This window comes from Saccharicrinis aurantiacus, assembly GCF_947489045.1.
GTDB classification, from domain to species: domain Bacteria; phylum Bacteroidota; class Bacteroidia; order Bacteroidales; family Marinilabiliaceae; genus Saccharicrinis; species Saccharicrinis aurantiacus.
Genome location: NZ_CANLCN010000009.1, coordinates 157,565 through 177,280, shown reverse-complemented (window position 1 = coordinate 177,280; position 19,716 = coordinate 157,565). Strand labels below are relative to the sequence as shown.

Below are 19,716 nucleotides of genomic sequence, written 5' to 3'. Positions count from 1 at the left end.
CTTTTTGGTCTGTAGCAGAAAGTAGAAGCCCTTAAGGCTTGAGTAATTTATCAGGCTACTTTGAACAACAACTTTGCTTCTCAACCGAAAAACCGGCTTGTTCAAAAGCGGCTTTATCTTGCTTAATATTTGTACCAACCGTAGTTAAGTAATCCCCTACCAAAGCAGCACTTACCCCGGCTTTTAAGGCCTTCTCTTGAATATGAGCAATTAAACTTCTACCGCCAGCCAAACGAATATTAGCACTTGGATTAATAAAGCGAAACAAGGCAAAGGCAGTTAAAATTTCCTCATCGCTAAGTTTGGCTGTACCTTCCATGGCAGTGCCTTCAACCGGCATTAAGATATTAATTGGGATAGATTCAATTTCTAATTCCTTCAAAACAAAAGCCATTTCTATGCGCTGCTCTTGCGATTCGCCCATGCCAATAATACCACCTGAGCAAACACCCATACCTAGTTCTTTAGCATGACGAATGGTGCGCACTTTCTCCTCAATACTATGTGTGCTTACTAACTCAGGAAAGAAGGATGGAGCTGTTTCAATATTACAGTGATAATGCTTTACTCCTGCCTCTTTCAATTGCATTAAGTCAGATTTATTAAGCAAACCCATTGAGGCGCAGAGATGAATAGGCGTATCTTTCTGAATCTTTTTATACACGCCGCAAAGTTGAGTTAAGTTACTTTTTGATATTTTTCGGCCACTAGTTACTAAGGAGAATTTATGCACCCCTTTGGCAGCATTTTCTTTGGCCAACGCTTCAGCTTCCTTTAAATCAACCAACTCGTATTCCTCAACATCGGTTTTATGAAACATGGATTGTGAGCACCATTTGCAATCTTGCGTGCACTTGCCTGATTTGGCATTCATGATACTGCACATATCAAAATGATCACCTTTAAAGAACTTACGAATATCATCTGCCGCAGCATACAATTCTTCTTTATCCTTTAATTGAGCCAACGCAATAGCCTCGCTATTTGTAATGGCACCACCTGCTAAAATTCTGTTTTTTATTTCGTTAACCATAGCACAAAAAAAGCCGTTAACCAGAGCAAAGCTCCAATTAACGGCAGTTATATTATCGTTTATATTTATTATTTATAGCACATTCTGCATCAACAGCAACTGTTAATGGTAACAACTCTAATAATTCTTGATCTTGCAATTCATCCGTATCATCATCAACCGACAATTTTAGAATAGCTTCAAACACAGCACTCAGCTGATTTAAAGCATCACCAACCCATTGGGCTGCTGATATAGAAAGATTACCAATACTCACCTCTTTGCCTATTGAAGCAAAAGCTGCATAAGCATTACGGCTCCATTGTTTAAAACGAAACTGCTGGTTTGTATATGAATATCCTGTTTTCATTGCCCTGCAAAACTAATATAAAAAAAGTAAAATTGCTTATATCTAAATACAATGATTATAACTAGTTTAATGATATTTTCATAACCCCCATTTTAGTGCTATAAAAAAGCCCTAAATAACCTCTCGGTTTTGTTTTCTGAAAAGGAACTACTACTTGACCACTATCTTCACCTAAAGATCTCATAAACTCAGGCATAACCGTAAGCTTATTATCTTTATTATTTAAAATTGGGGTTTTAGTATACGTTCCATCACTCTTCAACTCCGAACCCACTAAAATAGCGCCTTTCAGCTTCTTTAAAGTAGAAAGATCCTTTGCATTTCTAATATCTTTCGTTAAGTTTCTTTTGTGCTCATTATACAAGTAAACAAGATCATTACCTGTCTTTAATGTACCAAAAGACAATGCAAATCCACCATCATTAACTGTATGCTGTTTCTTAGGGATATCTGTAAACTGTAGAATTTCCCCTTCATTACTTACAACTGTAGTAAATAAATTTCCACGTTCGTAATGATGCGTAGTTGTGGTACCTCCATTTTGAGAAGTATGTGTAACTATATAATCTCGTCTTTGCTCAGCAACAATGTAATAATTACCATTCTCCAATTTATGAATATCGCGAAGACTAAAGGAATTGGAAACACCTCTCTTTTTTTCTGAATTGGATAATTTTTTATCAGAATTTAATTGGGCAATAATATCATTAGGTAAACTTTTAGATTCGGCTTTAGTAATTGCTTTTGTTTCAAGATCAATAAGCATGTAATACACACCATTAATCCCCTTTGTTCGTTTTGCAGAAGTGTGAATATCTGCATAAAAGCCTGCGCAAACAGCCACCCCATCGGTTTCATTTAAGCGTATTCCTACATCCTCAATCTTCTTACCTGGCAACTCAATCTTATACTTACTCATTGCACCGCCATCAGGTTCAACTAGTAAGGCCTCAAAAAACTTGGTATCTGTTCGTTTTTCTTTATCTTCCTTATCTACTTGAACAAGTAAAAGCACCTCTCCACCATTACATACGTAATAATCTAAAACACGAACATCTTCATTTTTGTAGGGAAGCTGAACTTTTGCACTTGAAATATTTTTTAATTCCCCATCATATACCCTTAACAAATAATCTAAATCTGCTTTCTTTTTATTATCAGGGGTTTTTATTACAATAAACTTTGTACTATCCTGACTAGGCCATACTTTATATTTATTTGTTCTCTTACTTGAAATACTTGGTTCTGAGTTAATCAACTTAGCCTTACCAATCTTTTCCCCTTTTAAAGTGAATGACTGCGCATAAAGGCGATGCGTTTTACTCTTCTTTTCAAAAGTTTCAAACATAACAATAACCTTATTGTCAGCAAATAACGTTTTATTATAAACAAATCCTTTTGCAAAAGGTGCACCTTTTCCAATTAACTCTACCTCATTTATTATTTGCAAAGTATTCGCATCATATACCTTTAATGAGTATTCTTTGCCCTTACCATCATTACGACTTACAATGTGTACATAATCATCTACACCTCCAGCAAATCTAATAATTGATCCTGAGCTAACCTTCTCATATTTACTTACATTTACTTTAAACTCTTTGGCATTTACGTTTAGTGCAATAATTACTGCGCAAAGAAATAGCATTATACGATTCATTTTCATTTGTTTAGGTTAATATAATATTGTTTATTTGCAGCAAATAAACAAAAAATTAATATTATTATGGCCAAGATTCTTCACTTAATATCTATTATTCTCCTTTTAAGTCAAAATTCATTCTCACAAGAAACAACAGTAGTCACCTATAACGCGTTCAATTCCGAAGAAACTCTTAACAAGGAGAGCATCAAACAATACAAAAACGCATTAAACACTAACCTTTTTCTTTTACCAAGAGGAACATTCATAATCAATTATGAACGCGCACTAAATAATTATTTCACTTTTGAAATAGGTGCTGGTTTAACACATAAAGACTATTTATATAACTTCGATTTAGATGATATGTCTAACGATACTAATACTGAATATAAAATCGCTTATGCATATAATGCCTCAATAAAATTTTTTCCTAAAGAGCAGTATGATTTAGAGGGTTTTTATATATCTCCTTATTACCGATATCGAAAACATACAGAAACGTATAATAGTGTAGATGTAGAGAATAACGAATACTCTGCTAATAACGATATGATAGTTCAAGAAACCGCATTATTATTTGGCTATTCTGCACTATCCTACAGTGATGTATTGTTCGATTACTACATAGGTATTGGATATAGAAACCGCAATTATACCCAGTTTTCTTATAATGATAATAATACTGGTGGTTTAGTAGCCCAAGATATTAATGAGGGCACCCCCACTATATTACTTGGTTTAAAAATTGGCTTTAATTTTTGATTATTAAACTAATTTTCGGTAGTATTTACCCATGAAAGCAATAGCTTCAAGGGTAAATATTATTTATATAAAACTTGGAATATTTCTTTTAAAGAACTTCTCCTATTGAACCCTCAGCGTTTGGAGTCAGGACATATTTTTTATCGGGCTTTAAGCCTAGTTCTGTGCGGTGCGAAACATATAAAATGGCCGAATCGCTTTCGTTAGCAATTTTATTTATCAAACTTACCATCATATTAGCATGCTTATCGTCAAGCCCGGTAGATGGTTCATCTAAAATTAATAAAGGCGGATGTTTCACCATGGCACGCGCTATCAATATCATGCGTTGCTCTATCTGCGAAAGCTTATAAAATAAAGTTTGGGCCTTATCTTTTAAACCTAAAAGCGACAGCCATTGCATCGCCAATCGCTGTTGTATATCTGTTGGCCTGCGATACAAACCAACACTATCTACTAAGCCCGAAATAATCATATTCTCGGCTGTGTGATTACCGCTAAATAATTCGGTCATTGATGGGGTGAAATAGCCAATCTTTTCTTTAATCTCCCAAACCGATTCTCCCGTTCCTTTTTTATGCCCAAATAAAAATAAATTCACTCCATACGCTTTCGGATTATCTCCATAAATCATAGTAAGCAAGGTAGTTTTACCCGATCCATTGGGCCCAATTAAATGCCAAAATTCACCTTTCTGAATTCTCCAGTTGAGCTTATTTATAATGCATCGCTCATCGTAGCTTACCGTAACATCCTTTAGCTCAACTAACACTTGAGGCACTTCAATTAATTTTCCTGCTGCAGCAGGAAGTGCATTTACAAAAACATCTTTATTCTGATGAATTAAACTTTCCTTAAAAGAATTCAGACTATGCCTTTTAACTAGCTTTTCTTTTTCCAATACCAATACATCAGTAATAAACGGAAGTATATCATGCTCGCGTTTAAACAACTGAATAATAGGAACCACTTTACTTAATTCTATAATACTTTCTTTCAGCGAAGCCACCGAAGCCACATCTAAACAATCAAATGGGTTATCTAAAATTAAAAATTCAGGCTTTTGATTAATTAAATATATTAGAAGTGCTTTTTTCTGCTCCCCGCTTGAATAGGTTCTAATACTTCTACTCTTATCGAGCGATAAAGCAAAATTATCATGACGCATTTCATCATCAATCATCTTTTCGAGTGTTACATTTGAAAAAAGTAACCCCCGTTTATTATCTAATTCTGGTAAATCTTTTTCTTTTTGCGGACTTAAAATATGCTTAACCCAATCTCCTTTTACAGAGATTGATTCACTTTCAATGGCGTAATGCTTCACAATTATACTCAGTTTTGGTGCGCTACAAATTTAGCATTTTCAATTTATCGAAGTAAAAAATAGAACATAAGGGTATCAAAAGCGAGTACATATAGTTCTTTTTAAGCTTTTTTCACTTTAAACCCCTGCATAAACAGTCATTTATCTTAATAAAATTGATAATTTTGATGCTAGACCGACAAAAAAAACAACAACTACATGAATTATCTTGAATCCGCAGCAAACTTAAAATCTCTCATTGAAAAAGCGAATATTCAACTACTCGCTTCGAATGAAGCCAAACTACAAGAACCCAACAAAGCAATGTTACGTACAAATTTTGGTAAAGAAGTGAGCCTTCCCATGGAGGAATTTACCAATAGTTTTGTACAAAAAATATTATCGGAGTACGAATCAGAAGCCATTGTAATAAGTGACTTTGTTGCTACAAGAGAAAACGACAAAGAACTACACTATTTTTTATATAAAGGCTACCACAAGCTGTTTAATAAAGGCTTAGTTTATTATCAGTTGGTAAACAAAGCAACTTATGAACCCATAGGAGAATTACAGTTCAGCAATATTGAGGATAATATCTTCTATTCTGTTGAGGAACCTAAGGAAGAAGAGAGCTCTTGCAATGCTGTTGAAACAAAAGAGAATACGGTTAAGAATCCGTCCATCGCGTTTCTAATTGGGCATATGAACGAAGAACGTTTATTGTTTGATATTAACCGTTTGATATTTGAAACGGCTAACAATGTGCAGAAGCACAAAGGGCGCAATTTTACTTTCCACATACAGGTATCTAAATTTGGAGGAACTGTAAAACGTGAATTTATTAAACAACTAGATAAATTAAAGACTGATATTGACAAATACATCCACTCAACTTATCCGAATAGCCAGTTTATTTTAGATTTGGATGAACTGAAGTAAAGTCAGGTTTCAAACTTCAATTGATATTAACTATCTTCGAAACCGAATTAGAAAATATCAATTTGCATGAAAAACCTTCTCAGCAAAATTTTAAAATCATTTGGCATATTTATGCTAAGATATGGCCTTGCCTTTGTAATTATTTGGCTTGGCTTTTTAAAATTCAAGAACTTTGAAGCAGATTATACACGCCAACTTATTAGTGGCGGATATGTTTCGTGGGTACTAAAATACATTACCCCTTATGCTTTAAACTCTATTATTGCCTACCTACAAATTGCAACAGGTATACTTATTATGCTTAAGCCCGTTTCTCGTCCATTATCATTTTGGGGAGGGCTTATTGCAGTAATAATGTTTACACTTAGCGCATCTCTACTCTTTACATCTGATTATGTTTGGTTAGCAGGCTACGGCTTCCCTGAGTTATCAAAAGCCGGGCAAACCATATTAAAAGATTTTATTTTACTTGGCGCATCTGCATGGTGCGTAGGAGATAGTTTATAAATTATGACAATAAAAAGAGTTTGCGTATTCTGCGCTTCAAGCCCCAAAGTAGATCAATACTACTTAGACCAAGCCACACAACTTGGCAAAATATTAGCCAAAAAAGATATTGCCATGAACTACGGTGGTGGCGAAATAGGTTTAATGGGAGCTGCCGCCAATGCTATGCTAAGTAACAAAGGCTCGGTACGAGGAGTTATTCCTCAATTTATGGTTGAGGTAGAATGGGCTCACAAGGGCGTTGAAGATATGGTGATTACACAAACCATGGCCGAGCGCAAACAGCTTTTAGTTGAAGGTGTTGATGCTATTATTGTATTACCCGGCAGCACCGGCACATTAGAAGAACTTGCCGAAGTACTTTCTAATAAAAAACTAGGCTTATTTAATAAACCCATAGTGATTGTTAATGCTAAAGGTTTTTATACTCCGCTCATTAAAATGCTAGAGCTAATGATAGAAGAAAACTTTATGACAGGCGAAAACGCTAGGTTATGGATTGAAGTTCCTTCTGTTGAAAACATTGTAGAAGTTATTTCGCAAGAATTAAGAGATAGTAAAACAACCAATAATTCAATATTATAATACTGGTGATTATATAAATTTAATGAAGTACTTTGCACCTCAAAATACAATAACTGCTGATAGCACAAGCACTGAGATTAAACCCAGTTTGAATTCTGAACTAAAGGTTAAGTCATCAACTACAATTACTTCTATACCTGAAACTCCAGTTCGCTTTCAGGTACAAAAGAGATATACACCGCGTAAAAAAATAAAACATTATACCCCTAGTGCTGAAGATTCGATTAAATACAATCTTAAAGTTCGTCCTGTAAATAATAAAAGTCCACTATTTGACAATGTAGTTAATGACTATCTAAACCCAATCCCACGCAGTGATAAACAATGGATCAACACCGCTACAACTGATAACTCAGGAGTTATTGAGATCATTAAACACGAGAAAGAAAATGAAGAAATAAATCAGACCTTAAACAGTTTAGCCCTCGAAGCAGACTCCATCATCAATCAAGAAAATAACACCAGAACTGAAACACAAACTTTAGTAGGTGAAAACTCAAAGCTAAAAGAAGGCCAGTTTATTTCAAGCACAGATAAAGATGTTATCTCTGGGCTTTTAATATTTGTGATTGCCATTGTTGGATTTCTTCGTATCAGCAATTTCAAATATCTTAAGGAATTATTTTCGTCATTAATTTATAGTCAAGCAGCCCGAAAATTAACCACCACATTTAGTACTCAAAATCAATTACCGTCTTTTGTACTAAATGTTCTTTTTGTGCTAAATGCATCCATATTTTTATATTTATTCAGCAGTTATTTTCAATTATCTCATGTGAAACTACTGGGACTATGGTTAATTCCAATCTGTATGCTCATAATTCTTGCCTATTTTACCTTCAAAGCAGGAATGTATAGGTTGGTAGCTTATATTTTTGATACCACTGATCAAACAAAAGAATATTTATGGATTGGCCAAAGACATAGTAAAATAGGAAGTTTAATTCTATTACCATTTATTGCCATCATCCCATATATTGAGATCAGCATGGTGGAAATTCTATTAAAAATTGGAATATTATTGATGATCAGCCTCTATTTAATTCAGATTACAAGAGGTTTGCAATTAATTTTAGGTAATATAGCATCGTTATTTTACTTGTTTTTGTATCTTTGTGCCCTAGAAATTTTGCCTTTATTAATTATGTATAATATTTTTAAAGGGGCATAGTTGAAATTAAAACAGTAAAGCTTTGAAGATTAAAAGAATTTTGGTTTCACAGCCAAAGCCACAGACCGAAAAATCTCCATATTTCGAATTAGCGGAAAAAAACAATGTAAAAATTGATTTTAGACCATTCATTCAAGTTGAGAGCGTACCTACAAAAGAGTTTCGAACGCAGAAGATTAATATCCTTGATCACTCTGCTGTAATTTTCACAAGCCGTACGGCAATTGACAATTTCTTTAGAGTTGCTGAAGAAATGAGGGTTACTGTACCTGATGACATGAAATACTTCTGTATTAATGAAGCAACGGCTTACTATCTTCAAAAATACATTGTTTATCGTAAAAGAAAAATTTTCCATTCAACAGGTAAATTTCCTGACTTAGTAGATGTGATTAAGAAGCATAAGGACGAAACATTCCTTGTACCTCTTTCTGATATTCATAAGCAAGAGATTCCAGAGTTATTGGAGAAAAATAAGATTAAGTATTCAAAAGCTATTTTATATCGTACTGTTAGTAGTGACTTAAGCGATTTAAAAGACATTGATTATGACATAGTTGTATTCTTTAGTCCTTCTGGAATTACAAGTTTGTTACAAAACTTCCCTAATTGGAACCAAGATGAGACAATGATTGCAACTTTTGGTCCGGCAACAGCTAAAGCAGTTACTAATGCTGGATACAGATTAGATATTCAAGCTCCAATGCCAAAAGCTCCATCAATGACGATGGCTTTAGAGCAGTTTATTAAGCAGCACAACAAAGGCAAATAAACTACAACAAAAGATATATTTAATAAAAGGGCATTATTTAATGCCCTTTTTTACTCTATATAAACAAGCAAATAGAATGAACACAGACGACTTTTCGTTCCCTAAATCCGAAAGACTGTGCAGCCATAATGTTATTAACGATGTATTCAGCTCGGGAAAGGCTTTTGTTTGTTATCCTTTTAGAGTAATTTATTTAGATACTGAGTTACCGCAGGATGTACATTCTCAGATATTGTTCTCTGTTGGGAAGCGAAAATTTAAAAGAGCTGTACACCGAAACTTATTAAGAAGGCGAAGTAAAGAAGCATATAGACTGCACCGACAAGGCTTACAAACATTACTTAAAGAAAAAAATCAACAAATTGCGATTGCAATGGTTTATATATCATCAAGTAAAATGTCGTATGATAGTATTGAAAAAGGTATGATTAAAGCCTTGGATAAATTATGCCAGAAGCTCAGTGAACCCAATGATTAGTTTCTTTCAACATATTGGATTTTGGATTAAAAGGTTCTTTACCTTCATTTTGATAATTCCCATTAAAATATATCAATATACCATATCTCCAATGCTAGGAGCATCATGCAGGTACACACCAAGTTGTTCTGCCTATTCTATACAAGCACTTAAAAAACATGGCCCTATTAAAGGTTTTTACCTTGTCATTAAACGTATATTAAGCTGTAACCCGTGGGGCGGACACGGACATGATCCCGTTCCATAATCAATGCGAAAGCATATTGTTATTAAAGTAAAAAGATTATTTTCGTACAAAATAAAATCAAAAGCAATGGATTCTACCAGGCAAAAAAAAGTAAATAGATTACTCGAAAAAGAAATAAGCCAAATATTTATACAAGAAGCTAGAGTATTAACCTTAGGAACAATGGTTTCTGTTTCTAAAGTTCGTATTTCACCAGATTTAGGAATGGCAAAAGTTTACCTTAGCATATTCCCATCTAAAAATGCAGCTAATGTAATTGAAGAAATTAAAACAAAAGGTGGCCTAGTGCGTAAAGCATTAGGAATGAAAGCGGGAAAACAACTAAGAGTTATTCCTGATTTACAATTCTTTTTAGATGATTCATTAGATTATCTTGAAAATATTGACCGCTTACTAAAAGAATAACAATGCAATACGACCCAATAAAACGTAGTTTAGGAAAAGTATTTAATAGCACACCTTCGCTCCGACGTGTATTTTATAAACTGCTCGACCTCTTGCTTCTTCGCTCATGGCACATCAGAAAAGAAATAAAGCGATGGTCGAAAAAAGTAGGTAACGAACTTAATGTATTGGATGCAGGTTCAGGCTTTGGCCAGTATGTTTACTTCCTATCTGGGATAAATAAGAAGTGGAATATTACCGGTGTTGATGTTAAGGATGAACAGATTGCTGATTGTAATCAATTCTTCACAAAAATAAACCGACAAGAGCAGGTAAAATTTAAATTTGCCGATTTAACTAAGTTTGAAGAAAAAGATAAATACGACTTAGTTGTTTCCGTAGATGTGATGGAGCACATTGAAGACGACGAAGGCGTTTTTAAAAACCTTTATCAGGCAATGAATCTTGGAGGTATGATTTTAATATCAACCCCAAGTGACCAAGGAGGATCTGATGCACATCATCACGATGCTGAGCACGATGACGGAGTAACTGGCTTTATTGATGAGCATGTTCGCGATGGATATAATATGCAAGAAATAGTTCAAAAACTTAAGAAGGCAGGGTTTAGAGATATTGATGCTAGATATTCGTACGGAATACCCGGCAAAATATCATGGAAATTATCCATGAAGTATCCAATTATCATGCTTAATGCTACTAAAGCATTTTTCATTTTATTACCCTTCTACTATTTAATAACTTTCCCTTTTTGTTTATTGCTAAATGCAATGGATGTTGCAAAAACCCATAAAAGTGGAACTGGCTTAATTGTTAAAGCTTTCAAATAATTACTGAATGAAGCTGTCTTTTGAAATAGCATTAAAATTTCTGTTTGGTAAAAAGTCGAAAGGGATAATTAATGTTATTTCAACCATTTCTATTATCGGAGTATCGGTAGGTACCATTGCATTACTAATGGTTCTGTCTGTTTTTAACGGACTTCATGGCCTAATTGGAAACTTATATGGTTCATTTGATTCTGATATCAAAATTACCCTAAACGAAGGCAAGTACTTTTCAACTGATTCCTTAAACCTTGATGCCATAAATCAACTTGAGGAGGTTACTTATATTGCCCCTGTTATTGAAGATAATGCTTTACTCAAGTATAAAGACAGACAAGTAACCGGTATTATTATGGGGGTTGATTCTAACTTTGTTAGAGTTAGTAAACTAGATTCCATAATTTATAATGGCAAATTTGAACTAAAAAGTAAAGATGGCTATGGTGGGGTTATTGGTTACGTGTTAGCCGACCAACTAAATGTACGCACTAGCTTTCTCACTCCTTTAATGATTTATGTTCCTGATAGAAATAAGAAAATAAATCTTGCTAGACCTAACGAGGCCTTTAAATCGCATTACATACACCCGAAAGGAGTGTTTTTAGTGAAGCAAATGGAGTACGATTCTAAATACCTCATTATTGATATTGATTTGGCACGTAGACTACTTAAATATTCAAACTCTGAAGTAACGTCTTTATCTATTTCCTTAAATCCATCCTATAATATTAGCTCTGCCCAGAGAAGAATTGAATCAATACTAGGGAGTTCTTTTAATGTGCAAAACAGGCAAGAGCAACATGCCAGCTTTTATAAAATGATGCGCATTGAAAAGATAATGGCCTATCTGATTTTATGCTTCATTTTGATTATTGCAACCTTCAATTTAATTGGAACCATGTCGATGCTGATATTTGATAAAAAAGAAAGTATCACAACTTTAAAGAGTATGGGCGCTAATCAAAAATTAGTGACACGCATTTTCTTACTTGAAGGTTGGTTAATCTCATTAATCGGAGTAATATCGGGTCTTGTAGTAGGGGTTGTTTTAATTCTAATTCAAGAATATTTTGGGGTTATTCATTTTAGTGGTGGTGGTAATTTTGTTGTAGATGCTTATCCGGTAAAACTTGAAATATTAGATATATTCACAACACTTGCAACAGTAACCACAATTGGTTTCTTAGCTACACTTTATCCTGTTAAAGTAATTGTAAAAAGATATTTTAAGGGAGAGGCGTAAAAAGATCTTGATTATTTTAAAGTTTAAAAAGGCTCAACTGTTGATTTGGTAGGGCATCCTCCAAACTCAATAGTTTTTTCTTAGCAGGTAAGCCTCCTGCATAACCAGTTAAACTACCATCGGCACCTATTATTCTGTGGCACGGAATAATAATTGAAATAGCATTGGCACCATTTGCAGAGGCAACTGCTCTAATCGTTTTTTCATTTCCTAATTTTTTTGAGAGTTGAAGATAGGAATACGTTTCCCCATAAGGGATTGTAAGGAGTTGATCCCAAACACGCTTTTGAAATTCGGTACCAATGGGTAATAATGGAACATCAAACACCCTGCGTTTACCCACAAAGTATTCTTTAAACTGAGCTATAGTAACATCTAGCAAATCAGATTCACCAACTGTATAGCAACAATCAAGAGCCTCTTGTATTCTCTTATCAACCGCATCTCTCATTTTGCGATAACGCCAATCGCAAATACATAACTTCCCACTGTATTCTCCTAAAATTAACTCTCCTACAGGCGATTGATAATACTTTATGGTAATAGAGCTAGCCATAAACTAACTCCTTACATCAGAAATTTCGTTGGGATATTTATCCTTAATCTCATTTAAACAAGCATGTACCTCTTCCGCCGTGTTGGCTCTAAGCATTTTAATTTTTAGATCTCTAAAGTCGCGCAAACCTTTAAACGAAATTGCCAAATGACGACGCATATGCAATATCCCTCTGCGTTCGCCTAACCAGTCAATGCTATTATTCAGATGCTCACGTATCATTTCCACATGCTCTGGTATTTTTGGCAGATCAAGTAATTCACCCGTTTCTAAGTAATGTCTGATTTCTCTAAAGATCCAAGGACGACCAATGGTAGGCCTGCCTATCATAAGGGCATCAACCCCATATCTATCCAAATAATCTTTCGCTTTTTGCGGGTGTGTTATGTCTCCGTTACCAATGATAGGTATATTCATTCGAGGATTATTCTTCACCTCACCAATCAAAGTCCAGTCTGCCTCACCATTGTACATTTGAGCTCGTGTTCTTCCGTGAATTGCCAAAGCCTGAATACCAGTATCCTGAAGTTGTTCAGCAACATCAACAATAATCTTAGAATCCTCGTCCCAACCCAAACGTGTTTTAACCGTAACCGGTAGGTTAACCGCTTTCACAATCTGAGTAGTCATATCAATCATCTTCGGAATATCGCGAAGCATTCCTGAGCCAGCACCTTTTGTTGCGATTTTTTTAACCGGGCAACCAAAATTGATATCAATCAACTCCGGTTTAGCTTGCTCTGCAATTTTAGCAGCTTCAACCATTGCCTCAATATCTTTTCCATATAATTGAATAGCTACTGGGCGTTCCTCATCAAATATCTTGAGTTTTCGCTGTGTTTTTTCAATGCTACGAATTAATGCATCTGCCGATACAAATTCAGTATACATTAAATCTGCACCATATTTTTTACACAATAGTCTAAACGAAGGATCTGTAACATCCTCCATGGGCGCTAATAAAAGCGGATGCTTTCGTAATTGTAAATTTCCTATCTTCACTATTCAACCAATAAATTGTCAATTACTTGTTTTACTTTATCACTATGCCATTTAGCGGCTCCTGTTTTACTCAGAATAATCTCACCCTTTTTTGAAATGAGATAAGTAACTGGTATACTTTTACTTTGTAAGATATCAGACACAGGATCAATGGCCGTATATACAGGCAAGCTTAATCCTCTTTTAGTCATAAAAGGATCAATAATATTAAAACCTTCGTTTGTAATTAGCACAAACTCTACCCTATCGCCATATTCATCATATAACTTTTGAAGCGATGGCATTTCAGCAACACACGGCGGACACCATGTTGCCCAAAAGTTGAGTAATACAACCTTTCCTTTATTCTCGGAAAAGTTAATTTCGGTGCCATCCTTATCCTGATACCTCCAATTATAATCAACATCAGCTAGTGAGTTTATTTTCTTCTCCACCTTAGGTGCAGTCATCGTATATCTAATTACAGAAGAACTAATCACCTTGCGCGTTGTAGGATTAAGCATAGCTAAAAACAAAGCCAAAAAAACAAAATCGAGCACAATTCCGGCCTTTGTTTTTCGGTCTCTATATTTCTCCCATTGTTCTCTTAAAAATCCCATCTAAATTGGTTTTAACTTAACCTATCTTTTTTGTAACCATCCACGTTGGCCACTTCATACTTGTATGTGTTTTGCCAACAGTAGTTTTAAAGCTTACACTAATGTTTTTAAATTGATTTAATCCTTCAACATTATCGTAAAACTTTTGAATATCAACATTAAACTTATGACCCACACCCGAAACTAAAGTTAGAGGAAAATAATTTACCCCGCCCATATTTTTAATAACAAACTCACGCTTCTTGCTTCCTTTATGGAAGATTAAAACAGGATTTTCGAAATTAATAGCTTCCTTTTTGTGATTAATAAGTACAACCTGAGCTATTAATTTACCCGTACTTCGTTGCTTTGCAAAACTAAGTTTTACTATAACTACCTTCGGAAATAATTTTTCGAGATAGCCATAACGTTTGGCCACAAAAAATGCCAAAACCAAACCAATCATTATCATTAACGAATTAATATCGTTACTATGCGATGGCTCGTTCGTTGGTGCCTCCATACCCTGTATTGAATCAGTAATTACTTCTTCAACACCTTGAGTAGTTGTTGTGGTGCCTGGTGTGGATGCTCCTCTACTGCAAATCTGTAACATCAAGGCCAAGCCTAAAATAACATATATTACAGTTCTATTCTTTTTTAAGAATTCACCTATTTGTTTCAACTGATTCATTACTTGCACTAATCTTCTTTATTAATAGATGGTAGTTTAGCTTTAAGCTCAGGAAATGGAATAATCCCTTTATAGTTGATGTAATACTCGCCTCCAACAACTGGGCGGGCCATTTCTTTTTCTGTTTTCCCATTAGCATTGGCGATACCTACACTAGCATAATAACAAAGTGCATTTCTTTTACGCCCCATTTCTCGAACTTGCTGAATAATCTCTGGCAACACAATTCCCATCTCAGGATAATAGCCAGTTTTAACAACCACGGCATAAAACTGATCGTCTTTTTTAGCCAAAATTTGAGGGTTGATATCCAACTCTTTTCTCACATTCAAAACCTCGTAACCTTGGTCAATCATATCTTTATACACTACCTTAATCCCTAAGAAATGTAACTCCTCTAAATTCATTATCTCGCTACTTGCCATATCTATAATTAATGCCAAAATTATACCAAAACTAATTGATTGCCTCCTATGTGAAAGCGGCTGCAAAATTGCGAAAATAAAGCGGATTTAAGAAATAGTTGGCATACCTATTGATTGAATTATAATAATGTAAGCTTTAAGCAAGCTAAATTTATTTATTCGGATGCTAATGATTTGTTAATATTAGATATAAACGTAACAACGTAAGCGCATTTTTTATAATTTTGCCCTATGATTTACATTATTGCATTAATTATACTGGCAATGGCAGTGGCATGGTTTGCCTCTAACAAACCATGGAAGAAGGAAAAGTTAGAAGAGGAGAAAGTTGAAATTGCTGATGATTGTTGTGGCGCTCATGAAGTTTGTGAATCAGATAGCCTACTAACATCAAGTGATAATATAGAGTATTTTGAGGATGAAGAATTAGATCGTTTCAAAGGCACTCCTTCAAAATCATATAGCGATGAAGCTATTGAAGAATTTAGAGATGTTCTTTATACACTTAAAGAACGTGAAGTAGCTTCGTGGATTAAGAGCATGCAACTACGCCTTGTTGAATTACCCGACATCATCAGAGAAGAAGCTTTAATGATTGTTGAAGAGCGTAGAATGAAAGCTAGCTAATCAACAGTGAAGTTATTAACTAATTGATTAAGTTCCAGCGCTACCTTCTTTAGATCATCAGTACTTGTTTGCATTTTTTCGGCTGTAATGGCATTTTTATTGGCTAGACTTGAAATTTCACTTGTGGTAGAGTTTACCTGATCCATTGCTATATTCTGTTGGTTGCTAAGTTGGAGCGCCTCGTTAGATAATTCACTGGTTACATCAATATCCTTTAGTAAATCAATAAGTCTATTGCTCGTATTATCCGACAAGCCAATTGTTTCGGCAATCTGTATGTTAATTTGCTCGGCAGCATCAGAACTAAACTCAGCCAAAGATTTTACTTCACCGGCTACAACTCCAAATCCTTTTCCTATTTCACCAGCCCTGCTCGCCTCAATCGAGGCATTTAACGCAAGTATATTGGTTTCAGCCGCAATATTATTTAACGTAACCACCTTGTTTGCAATTTTATTAATTGATTCTAAATTATTATTAAACACATCATTTACGTGATTTACATCTATCTGCAATTGCTTAAAAAGTGAAGCTGAGTCATTTGTAGCTTTTAAACTAATATTTGCATTCTTCATTACCTCAAGCAAAGTAGATGATAACTCTTCTGTTGAAGCGGCTTGTTCATTTGCTGAATCAGCTAATTGTGCTGCGTCTTGATTATTTGACTCAACTATTTTTAGTACCTGATTAGAACTTCTTTTTATGTATTGTATTAACTCTTGCTGCTGATTTTTTATATTTGAAATAGTATTGCCAATTTCTCCAAATTCATCTTTCCTATTTAAAAAACTTTCATCAATCTTATTAGATAAGTGGCCTTTGGCTATTGGAGCTAAAATTTCATCTTTAAGTTGTGCTATAGTTCCTGTAATTTGCTTTTTAAGAAGGCGTACTAGAATAATAATTGTAAGCAATGCAATAGAGAAACCAATTAGAAAGTGGTTAAGATTTGAATACATTACGTAGGCTGAAGCAATTGATGCTATCATCGTTGTTAAACCAATGGCTATAACTACATTTTTAAGTATAGAGTTTCTATATCTGTAAAATAGGAAGGAGGTACTTATACTTATGCTTGGGATTAGAATTAAACAAAAGATGTAAAAGTTATTCATATTATATAGTTATCATTTTTCTAGGATCAGCAATTATTATACCGATTCCCTTATTATTTATAAGCTATATAACCCTAAAGTTTAATGGACATAGACGAAGTTTTTGTATTTCAACAAATGATAACGATTACTAGTATTCGTAAAATATATCATCTAATTATTCGTAAAAAAACCCATAGGTTATAAAACCTATGGGCAACAATATTTTTATGCTAAACTATGTATTACAAAACGGTTACCCAATTATGAGTATCTGCTTCATCGCCATACTGGATGGCTCTTAATTTATTGTATAGCTTTGTACTCACTTCACCTGCTACTTTAGGATCTCCGAATACATATGATTTATCCTCATCGATATCATCAATTTGACCAATTGGCGATATTACTGCTGCAGTGCCACAAGCACCCACTTCATCAAAGGTAGCTAATTCTTCCAATGCTACTTTTCTTCGTTCAATGGTTAAGCCCATATCTTCAGCCAACTGAATTAAGCTCATGTTGGTGATACTTGGCAAAATTGAATTAGAAAGCGGCGTAATGTACTTATCGCCTTTTATGGCAAAAAAGTTAGCAGGACCAGCCTCATCGATATATTTCTTTTCTTTACTATCTAAATAAAGAACTGAAGAATAACCATTATCGTGTGCCATTTGTCCGGCTTTCATACTTGCTGCGTAGTTACCACCAACTTTTAAGTTACCCGTACCCTGCGGTGCAGCTCTATCGAACTGACGGCTGATCATTTGCTTAGTTGGCTTAAAGCCTTCTTTGAAATATGGCCCTACAGGGGTTACAAACACCACGAATGTAAATTCATCAGCAGGAGAAACGCCTACTTTAGCACCTGAACCAAATAATACAGGGCGGATGTATAAAGCAGCTCCAGACTCGTATGGAGGGACAAATTTTAGATTGAGCTCAACAGCGCGGACGACAGCTTTGGTAAAAAGCTCGGTTGGTACCGCTTGCATTAAAATTCCGTCGGCAGAACTTTGAAGTCTTTTGGCATTTTCTTCCATTCTGAAAATGCGGACTTTCCCATCTTTTCCTTTGAAGGCCTTTAGTCCTTCGAACGATTGCTGACCGTAATGAATACCTGTTGCAGCCATATGCATTGTGATTTGTTCAGAAGTAGTTTCTTCTAAATCACTCCATTGGCCGTCTTTAAAATAGCTTCTAACGTTATACTCCGTTTTGATATAACTGAACGATAGATTTGCCCAATCGATATTACTCATGGAAAATGATTAAAATAATAAATACTAGTTTTTTTACCTGCTGTAAAGCTATGAATAATTTGTTAAATATTTTTATGACAAAATCAATGTTTATAGGTATATTTGATATATAACCGATACCTATTAACTTTTATCTATAACCGAAATGCAGCTCATTCTATCCTTTTTATCTCTTAATTATTACACTGCATTACTTCTTATAATTCTCAATACCTGGCATCATTATAAATTTAACTTAATACTCATAAATTTTTTTTAATCATGAAGAATTTTTTAATCATTACGCTACTATTAGCTACTATCTTACCTTGTGTTTTATGCCAAACAACAAATGAAATAAGTGACTTTGATGGAAATAAATATCAAACCGTAAAGATAGGAAATCAAGAATGGATGACGGAAAACCTTAAGACTACGACTTACAATGATGGCAAGCCTATACAGCATATTACAGACGAGAATAATTGGACCAATGCAACAGAAGGAGCATACTGTTGGTACTCAAATAATATACAAAATAAAGATATTTTTGGCGCCATGTATAATTGGGAAGCCGTAAATTCGAATAAACTATGTCCGGATGGTTGGCACGTACCATCAAGTATAGAGTTTGATCAATTAATGGAAAACACTAGTGCTATTTTGGAATCACAATCTCCAGATGGAGGAGGTGAGATTAAAGTCTATAAGGAAACTAAGGAATTACTAGAAGGTGGCACTAGCGGACTTGAAATAAAAAGATTCAGTGGAAGAAGAGCATATGGCTTCTATAATACTATAGAAAGTGAAACTTGGTTTTGGCTTAGTGGAGATTTTTACCACGATGGACCTAATGAAAGACTCGCTTGGTTATTTACTGTAGGTGAAAACCAAATGGTTAGAAGTGGTTATTATAAATATCAGGGATTAGCTGTACGTTGTTTGAAAGATGAAGTTGATGATACCGGATTTAGTAATACAAAACAGTTTTTACAAATAGACGTTTATCCGAATCCATGTGAAAACTATATATCATTACGAATTCCGAATGTTGAAACCATAAAAATATCCAATACACTTGGTTCCAATATTATTAAATGTAAGTATGAATCTGATCAAGTAGATGTATCAGGGCTCGAATCTGGCATTTATATTCTTGAAGCAACGTTATTTGATGGCTCTATTGCATTATGCAAATTCATTAAAAGATAAATCTCAAATAAAAAAAGA

General features: G+C 34.5%; 24 protein-coding genes. 13 read left to right on the top strand and 11 right to left on the bottom strand.

The window, feature by feature from the left end:
• Positions 1-55 precede the first annotated feature (55 nt).
• The 3 genes from bioB to QMO11_RS12305 all read right to left on the bottom strand — a co-directional run bounded on the left by bioB (position 56) and on the right by QMO11_RS12305 (position 3,042).
• On the bottom strand, positions 56-1,033 hold the full coding sequence (bioB, locus tag QMO11_RS12315) for a biotin synthase BioB (protein WP_282037565.1): 978 nt from the start codon (positions 1,031-1,033) through the stop codon (positions 56-58).
• A 52-nt stretch (positions 1,034-1,085) separates the two neighbouring features.
• Entirely contained in the window at positions 1,086-1,382 is a 297-nt protein-coding gene (locus tag QMO11_RS12310; protein WP_282037564.1) for a hypothetical protein, read from the bottom strand.
• A 61-nt stretch (positions 1,383-1,443) separates the two neighbouring features.
• Positions 1,444-3,042 carry a hypothetical protein gene (locus QMO11_RS12305; protein ID WP_282037563.1) on the bottom strand — a complete coding sequence of 533 codons (1,599 nt, stop codon included), beginning with the start codon at positions 3,040-3,042 and terminating at the stop codon, positions 1,444-1,446.
• Between the two features lie 66 nt (positions 3,043-3,108).
• On the opposite strand from QMO11_RS12305, the gene QMO11_RS12300 reads away from it, so the two are divergent.
• Entirely contained in the window at positions 3,109-3,789 is a 681-nt protein-coding gene (locus QMO11_RS12300) for a hypothetical protein (protein WP_282037562.1), read from the top strand.
• 88 nt (positions 3,790-3,877) lie between these two features.
• Here QMO11_RS12300 and QMO11_RS12295 read toward each other — a convergent pair whose 3' ends face one another.
• Complete coding sequence (locus tag QMO11_RS12295; protein WP_282037561.1) at positions 3,878-5,116, bottom strand: ATP-binding cassette domain-containing protein; 1,239 nt, start codon at positions 5,114-5,116, stop codon at positions 3,878-3,880.
• Between the two features lie 198 nt (positions 5,117-5,314).
• Between QMO11_RS12295 and QMO11_RS12290 the strand changes: the two genes are divergently transcribed.
• From QMO11_RS12290 to QMO11_RS12245, 10 genes are all read left to right on the top strand, one after another.
• Positions 5,315-6,034 (top strand): hypothetical protein, encoded by a 720-nt coding sequence (locus QMO11_RS12290; protein ID WP_282037560.1) that lies wholly within the window; start codon positions 5,315-5,317, stop codon positions 6,032-6,034.
• A gap of 66 nt (positions 6,035-6,100) precedes the next feature.
• Positions 6,101-6,541: a DUF417 family protein gene (locus tag QMO11_RS12285; RefSeq protein WP_068475629.1), complete on the top strand. Its 441-nt coding sequence runs from the start codon at positions 6,101-6,103 to the stop codon at positions 6,539-6,541.
• A 3-nt stretch (positions 6,542-6,544) separates the two neighbouring features.
• Entirely contained in the window at positions 6,545-7,126 is a 582-nt protein-coding gene (locus QMO11_RS12280; protein WP_282037559.1) for an LOG family protein, read from the top strand.
• 22 nt (positions 7,127-7,148) lie between these two features.
• Positions 7,149-8,297 carry a DUF4271 domain-containing protein gene (locus QMO11_RS12275; RefSeq protein ID WP_282037558.1) on the top strand — a complete coding sequence of 383 codons (1,149 nt, stop codon included), beginning with the start codon at positions 7,149-7,151 and terminating at the stop codon, positions 8,295-8,297.
• Between the two features lie 22 nt (positions 8,298-8,319).
• On the top strand, positions 8,320-9,069 hold the full coding sequence (locus QMO11_RS12270; protein WP_282037557.1) for a uroporphyrinogen-III synthase: 750 nt from the start codon (positions 8,320-8,322) through the stop codon (positions 9,067-9,069).
• A 76-nt stretch (positions 9,070-9,145) separates the two neighbouring features.
• A complete protein-coding gene (locus QMO11_RS12265) occupies positions 9,146-9,547 on the top strand; it encodes a ribonuclease P protein component (protein ID WP_282037556.1) in 402 nt (133 codons plus the stop codon).
• Positions 9,540-9,794 carry a membrane protein insertion efficiency factor YidD gene (gene yidD, locus QMO11_RS12260; protein ID WP_282037555.1) on the top strand — a complete coding sequence of 85 codons (255 nt, stop codon included), beginning with the start codon at positions 9,540-9,542 and terminating at the stop codon, positions 9,792-9,794. Before QMO11_RS12265 ends, yidD begins: the two co-directional genes overlap by 8 nt.
• A 66-nt stretch (positions 9,795-9,860) precedes the next feature.
• Positions 9,861-10,199, top strand: a complete 339-nt coding sequence (gene rbfA / locus QMO11_RS12255; protein ID WP_068475683.1) for a 30S ribosome-binding factor RbfA — start codon at positions 9,861-9,863, stop codon at positions 10,197-10,199.
• A 2-nt stretch (positions 10,200-10,201) separates the two neighbouring features.
• The gene (locus QMO11_RS12250; RefSeq protein WP_282037554.1) at positions 10,202-11,029 is read left to right on the top strand and encodes a class I SAM-dependent methyltransferase; all 828 of its coding nucleotides are present in this window, start codon (positions 10,202-10,204) and stop codon (positions 11,027-11,029) included.
• Positions 11,030-11,036: 7 nt separating this feature from the next.
• Entirely contained in the window at positions 11,037-12,269 is a 1,233-nt protein-coding gene (locus QMO11_RS12245; protein WP_282037553.1) for an ABC transporter permease, read from the top strand.
• Positions 12,270-12,285: 16 nt separating this feature from the next.
• Here QMO11_RS12245 and QMO11_RS12240 read toward each other — a convergent pair whose 3' ends face one another.
• The 5 genes from QMO11_RS12240 to QMO11_RS12220 are packed head-to-tail and all read right to left on the bottom strand — an operon-like array spanning position 12,286 to position 15,524.
• Complete coding sequence (locus QMO11_RS12240; protein ID WP_282037552.1) at positions 12,286-12,825, bottom strand: methylated-DNA--[protein]-cysteine S-methyltransferase; 540 nt, start codon at positions 12,823-12,825, stop codon at positions 12,286-12,288.
• Between the two features lie 3 nt (positions 12,826-12,828).
• The gene (gene dusB / locus QMO11_RS12235; protein ID WP_282037551.1) at positions 12,829-13,827 is read right to left on the bottom strand and encodes a tRNA dihydrouridine synthase DusB; all 999 of its coding nucleotides are present in this window, start codon (positions 13,825-13,827) and stop codon (positions 12,829-12,831) included.
• Positions 13,827-14,426 carry a TlpA family protein disulfide reductase gene (locus tag QMO11_RS12230; RefSeq protein WP_282037550.1) on the bottom strand — a complete coding sequence of 200 codons (600 nt, stop codon included), beginning with the start codon at positions 14,424-14,426 and terminating at the stop codon, positions 13,827-13,829. The genes dusB and QMO11_RS12230 overlap by 1 nt, the downstream gene beginning before the upstream one ends.
• Before the next feature lie 16 nt (positions 14,427-14,442).
• Complete coding sequence (locus QMO11_RS12225; protein WP_282037549.1) at positions 14,443-15,099, bottom strand: hypothetical protein; 657 nt, start codon at positions 15,097-15,099, stop codon at positions 14,443-14,445.
• An 8-nt stretch (positions 15,100-15,107) separates the two neighbouring features.
• The gene (locus QMO11_RS12220; protein ID WP_068475651.1) at positions 15,108-15,524 is read right to left on the bottom strand and encodes a hypothetical protein; all 417 of its coding nucleotides are present in this window, start codon (positions 15,522-15,524) and stop codon (positions 15,108-15,110) included.
• A gap of 231 nt (positions 15,525-15,755) precedes the next feature.
• Here QMO11_RS12220 and QMO11_RS12215 point away from each other — a divergent pair, with 231 nt between their 5' ends.
• Positions 15,756-16,151: a hypothetical protein gene (locus tag QMO11_RS12215; RefSeq protein ID WP_282037548.1), complete on the top strand. Its 396-nt coding sequence runs from the start codon at positions 15,756-15,758 to the stop codon at positions 16,149-16,151.
• On the opposite strand, the gene QMO11_RS12210 is transcribed toward QMO11_RS12215, so the two are convergent.
• Together QMO11_RS12210 and QMO11_RS12205 are read right to left on the bottom strand one after the other, a co-directional pair.
• A complete protein-coding gene (locus QMO11_RS12210) occupies positions 16,148-17,140 on the bottom strand; it encodes a methyl-accepting chemotaxis protein (RefSeq protein ID WP_282037547.1) in 993 nt (330 codons plus the stop codon). The genes QMO11_RS12215 and QMO11_RS12210 overlap by 4 nt on opposite strands.
• Positions 17,141-17,490: 350 nt before the next feature.
• Positions 17,491-18,507 carry a branched-chain amino acid aminotransferase gene (locus tag QMO11_RS12205; protein ID WP_068475657.1) on the bottom strand — a complete coding sequence of 339 codons (1,017 nt, stop codon included), beginning with the start codon at positions 18,505-18,507 and terminating at the stop codon, positions 17,491-17,493.
• Between the two features lie 261 nt (positions 18,508-18,768).
• Here QMO11_RS12205 and QMO11_RS12200 point away from each other — a divergent pair, with 261 nt between their 5' ends.
• Positions 18,769-19,698, top strand: a complete 930-nt coding sequence (locus tag QMO11_RS12200; RefSeq protein WP_282037546.1) for an FISUMP domain-containing protein — start codon at positions 18,769-18,771, stop codon at positions 19,696-19,698.
• The last annotated feature ends 18 nt before the right edge of the window (positions 19,699-19,716 follow it).

Bases quoted from the DNA above. Each gene is read 5' to 3' on its own strand.
- QMO11_RS12265 (WP_282037556.1), top strand. From the start codon at position 9,146: ATGAACACAGACGACTTTTCGTTCCCTAAATCCGAAAGACTGTGCAGC.
- QMO11_RS12280 (WP_282037559.1), top strand. From the start codon at position 6,545: ATGACAATAAAAAGAGTTTGCGTATTCTGCGCTTCAAGCCCCAAAGTA.
- QMO11_RS12310 (WP_282037564.1), bottom strand. From the start codon at position 1,382: ATGAAAACAGGATATTCATATACAAACCAGCAGTTTCGTTTTAAACAA.
- QMO11_RS12210 (WP_282037547.1), bottom strand. From the start codon at position 17,140: ATGATAGCATCAATTGCTTCAGCCTACGTAATGTATTCAAATCTTAAC.
- rbfA (WP_068475683.1), top strand. From the start codon at position 9,861: ATGGATTCTACCAGGCAAAAAAAAGTAAATAGATTACTCGAAAAAGAA.
- QMO11_RS12225 (WP_282037549.1), bottom strand. From the start codon at position 15,099: ATGAATCAGTTGAAACAAATAGGTGAATTCTTAAAAAAGAATAGAACT.
- QMO11_RS12200 (WP_282037546.1), top strand. From the start codon at position 18,769: ATGAAGAATTTTTTAATCATTACGCTACTATTAGCTACTATCTTACCT.
- QMO11_RS12240 (WP_282037552.1), bottom strand. From the start codon at position 12,825: ATGGCTAGCTCTATTACCATAAAGTATTATCAATCGCCTGTAGGAGAG.
- QMO11_RS12245 (WP_282037553.1), top strand. From the start codon at position 11,037: ATGAAGCTGTCTTTTGAAATAGCATTAAAATTTCTGTTTGGTAAAAAG.
- QMO11_RS12250 (WP_282037554.1), top strand. From the start codon at position 10,202: ATGCAATACGACCCAATAAAACGTAGTTTAGGAAAAGTATTTAATAGC.
- QMO11_RS12205 (WP_068475657.1), bottom strand. From the start codon at position 18,507: ATGAGTAATATCGATTGGGCAAATCTATCGTTCAGTTATATCAAAACG.
- yidD (WP_282037555.1), top strand. From the start codon at position 9,540: ATGATTAGTTTCTTTCAACATATTGGATTTTGGATTAAAAGGTTCTTT.
- bioB (WP_282037565.1), bottom strand. From the start codon at position 1,033: ATGGTTAACGAAATAAAAAACAGAATTTTAGCAGGTGGTGCCATTACA.
- QMO11_RS12220 (WP_068475651.1), bottom strand. From the start codon at position 15,524: ATGGCAAGTAGCGAGATAATGAATTTAGAGGAGTTACATTTCTTAGGG.
- QMO11_RS12215 (WP_282037548.1), top strand. From the start codon at position 15,756: ATGATTTACATTATTGCATTAATTATACTGGCAATGGCAGTGGCATGG.
- QMO11_RS12275 (WP_282037558.1), top strand. From the start codon at position 7,149: ATGAAGTACTTTGCACCTCAAAATACAATAACTGCTGATAGCACAAGC.
- QMO11_RS12300 (WP_282037562.1), top strand. From the start codon at position 3,109: ATGGCCAAGATTCTTCACTTAATATCTATTATTCTCCTTTTAAGTCAA.
- QMO11_RS12290 (WP_282037560.1), top strand. From the start codon at position 5,315: ATGAATTATCTTGAATCCGCAGCAAACTTAAAATCTCTCATTGAAAAA.
- QMO11_RS12285 (WP_068475629.1), top strand. From the start codon at position 6,101: ATGAAAAACCTTCTCAGCAAAATTTTAAAATCATTTGGCATATTTATG.
- QMO11_RS12305 (WP_282037563.1), bottom strand. From the start codon at position 3,042: ATGAATCGTATAATGCTATTTCTTTGCGCAGTAATTATTGCACTAAAC.
- QMO11_RS12230 (WP_282037550.1), bottom strand. From the start codon at position 14,426: ATGGGATTTTTAAGAGAACAATGGGAGAAATATAGAGACCGAAAAACA.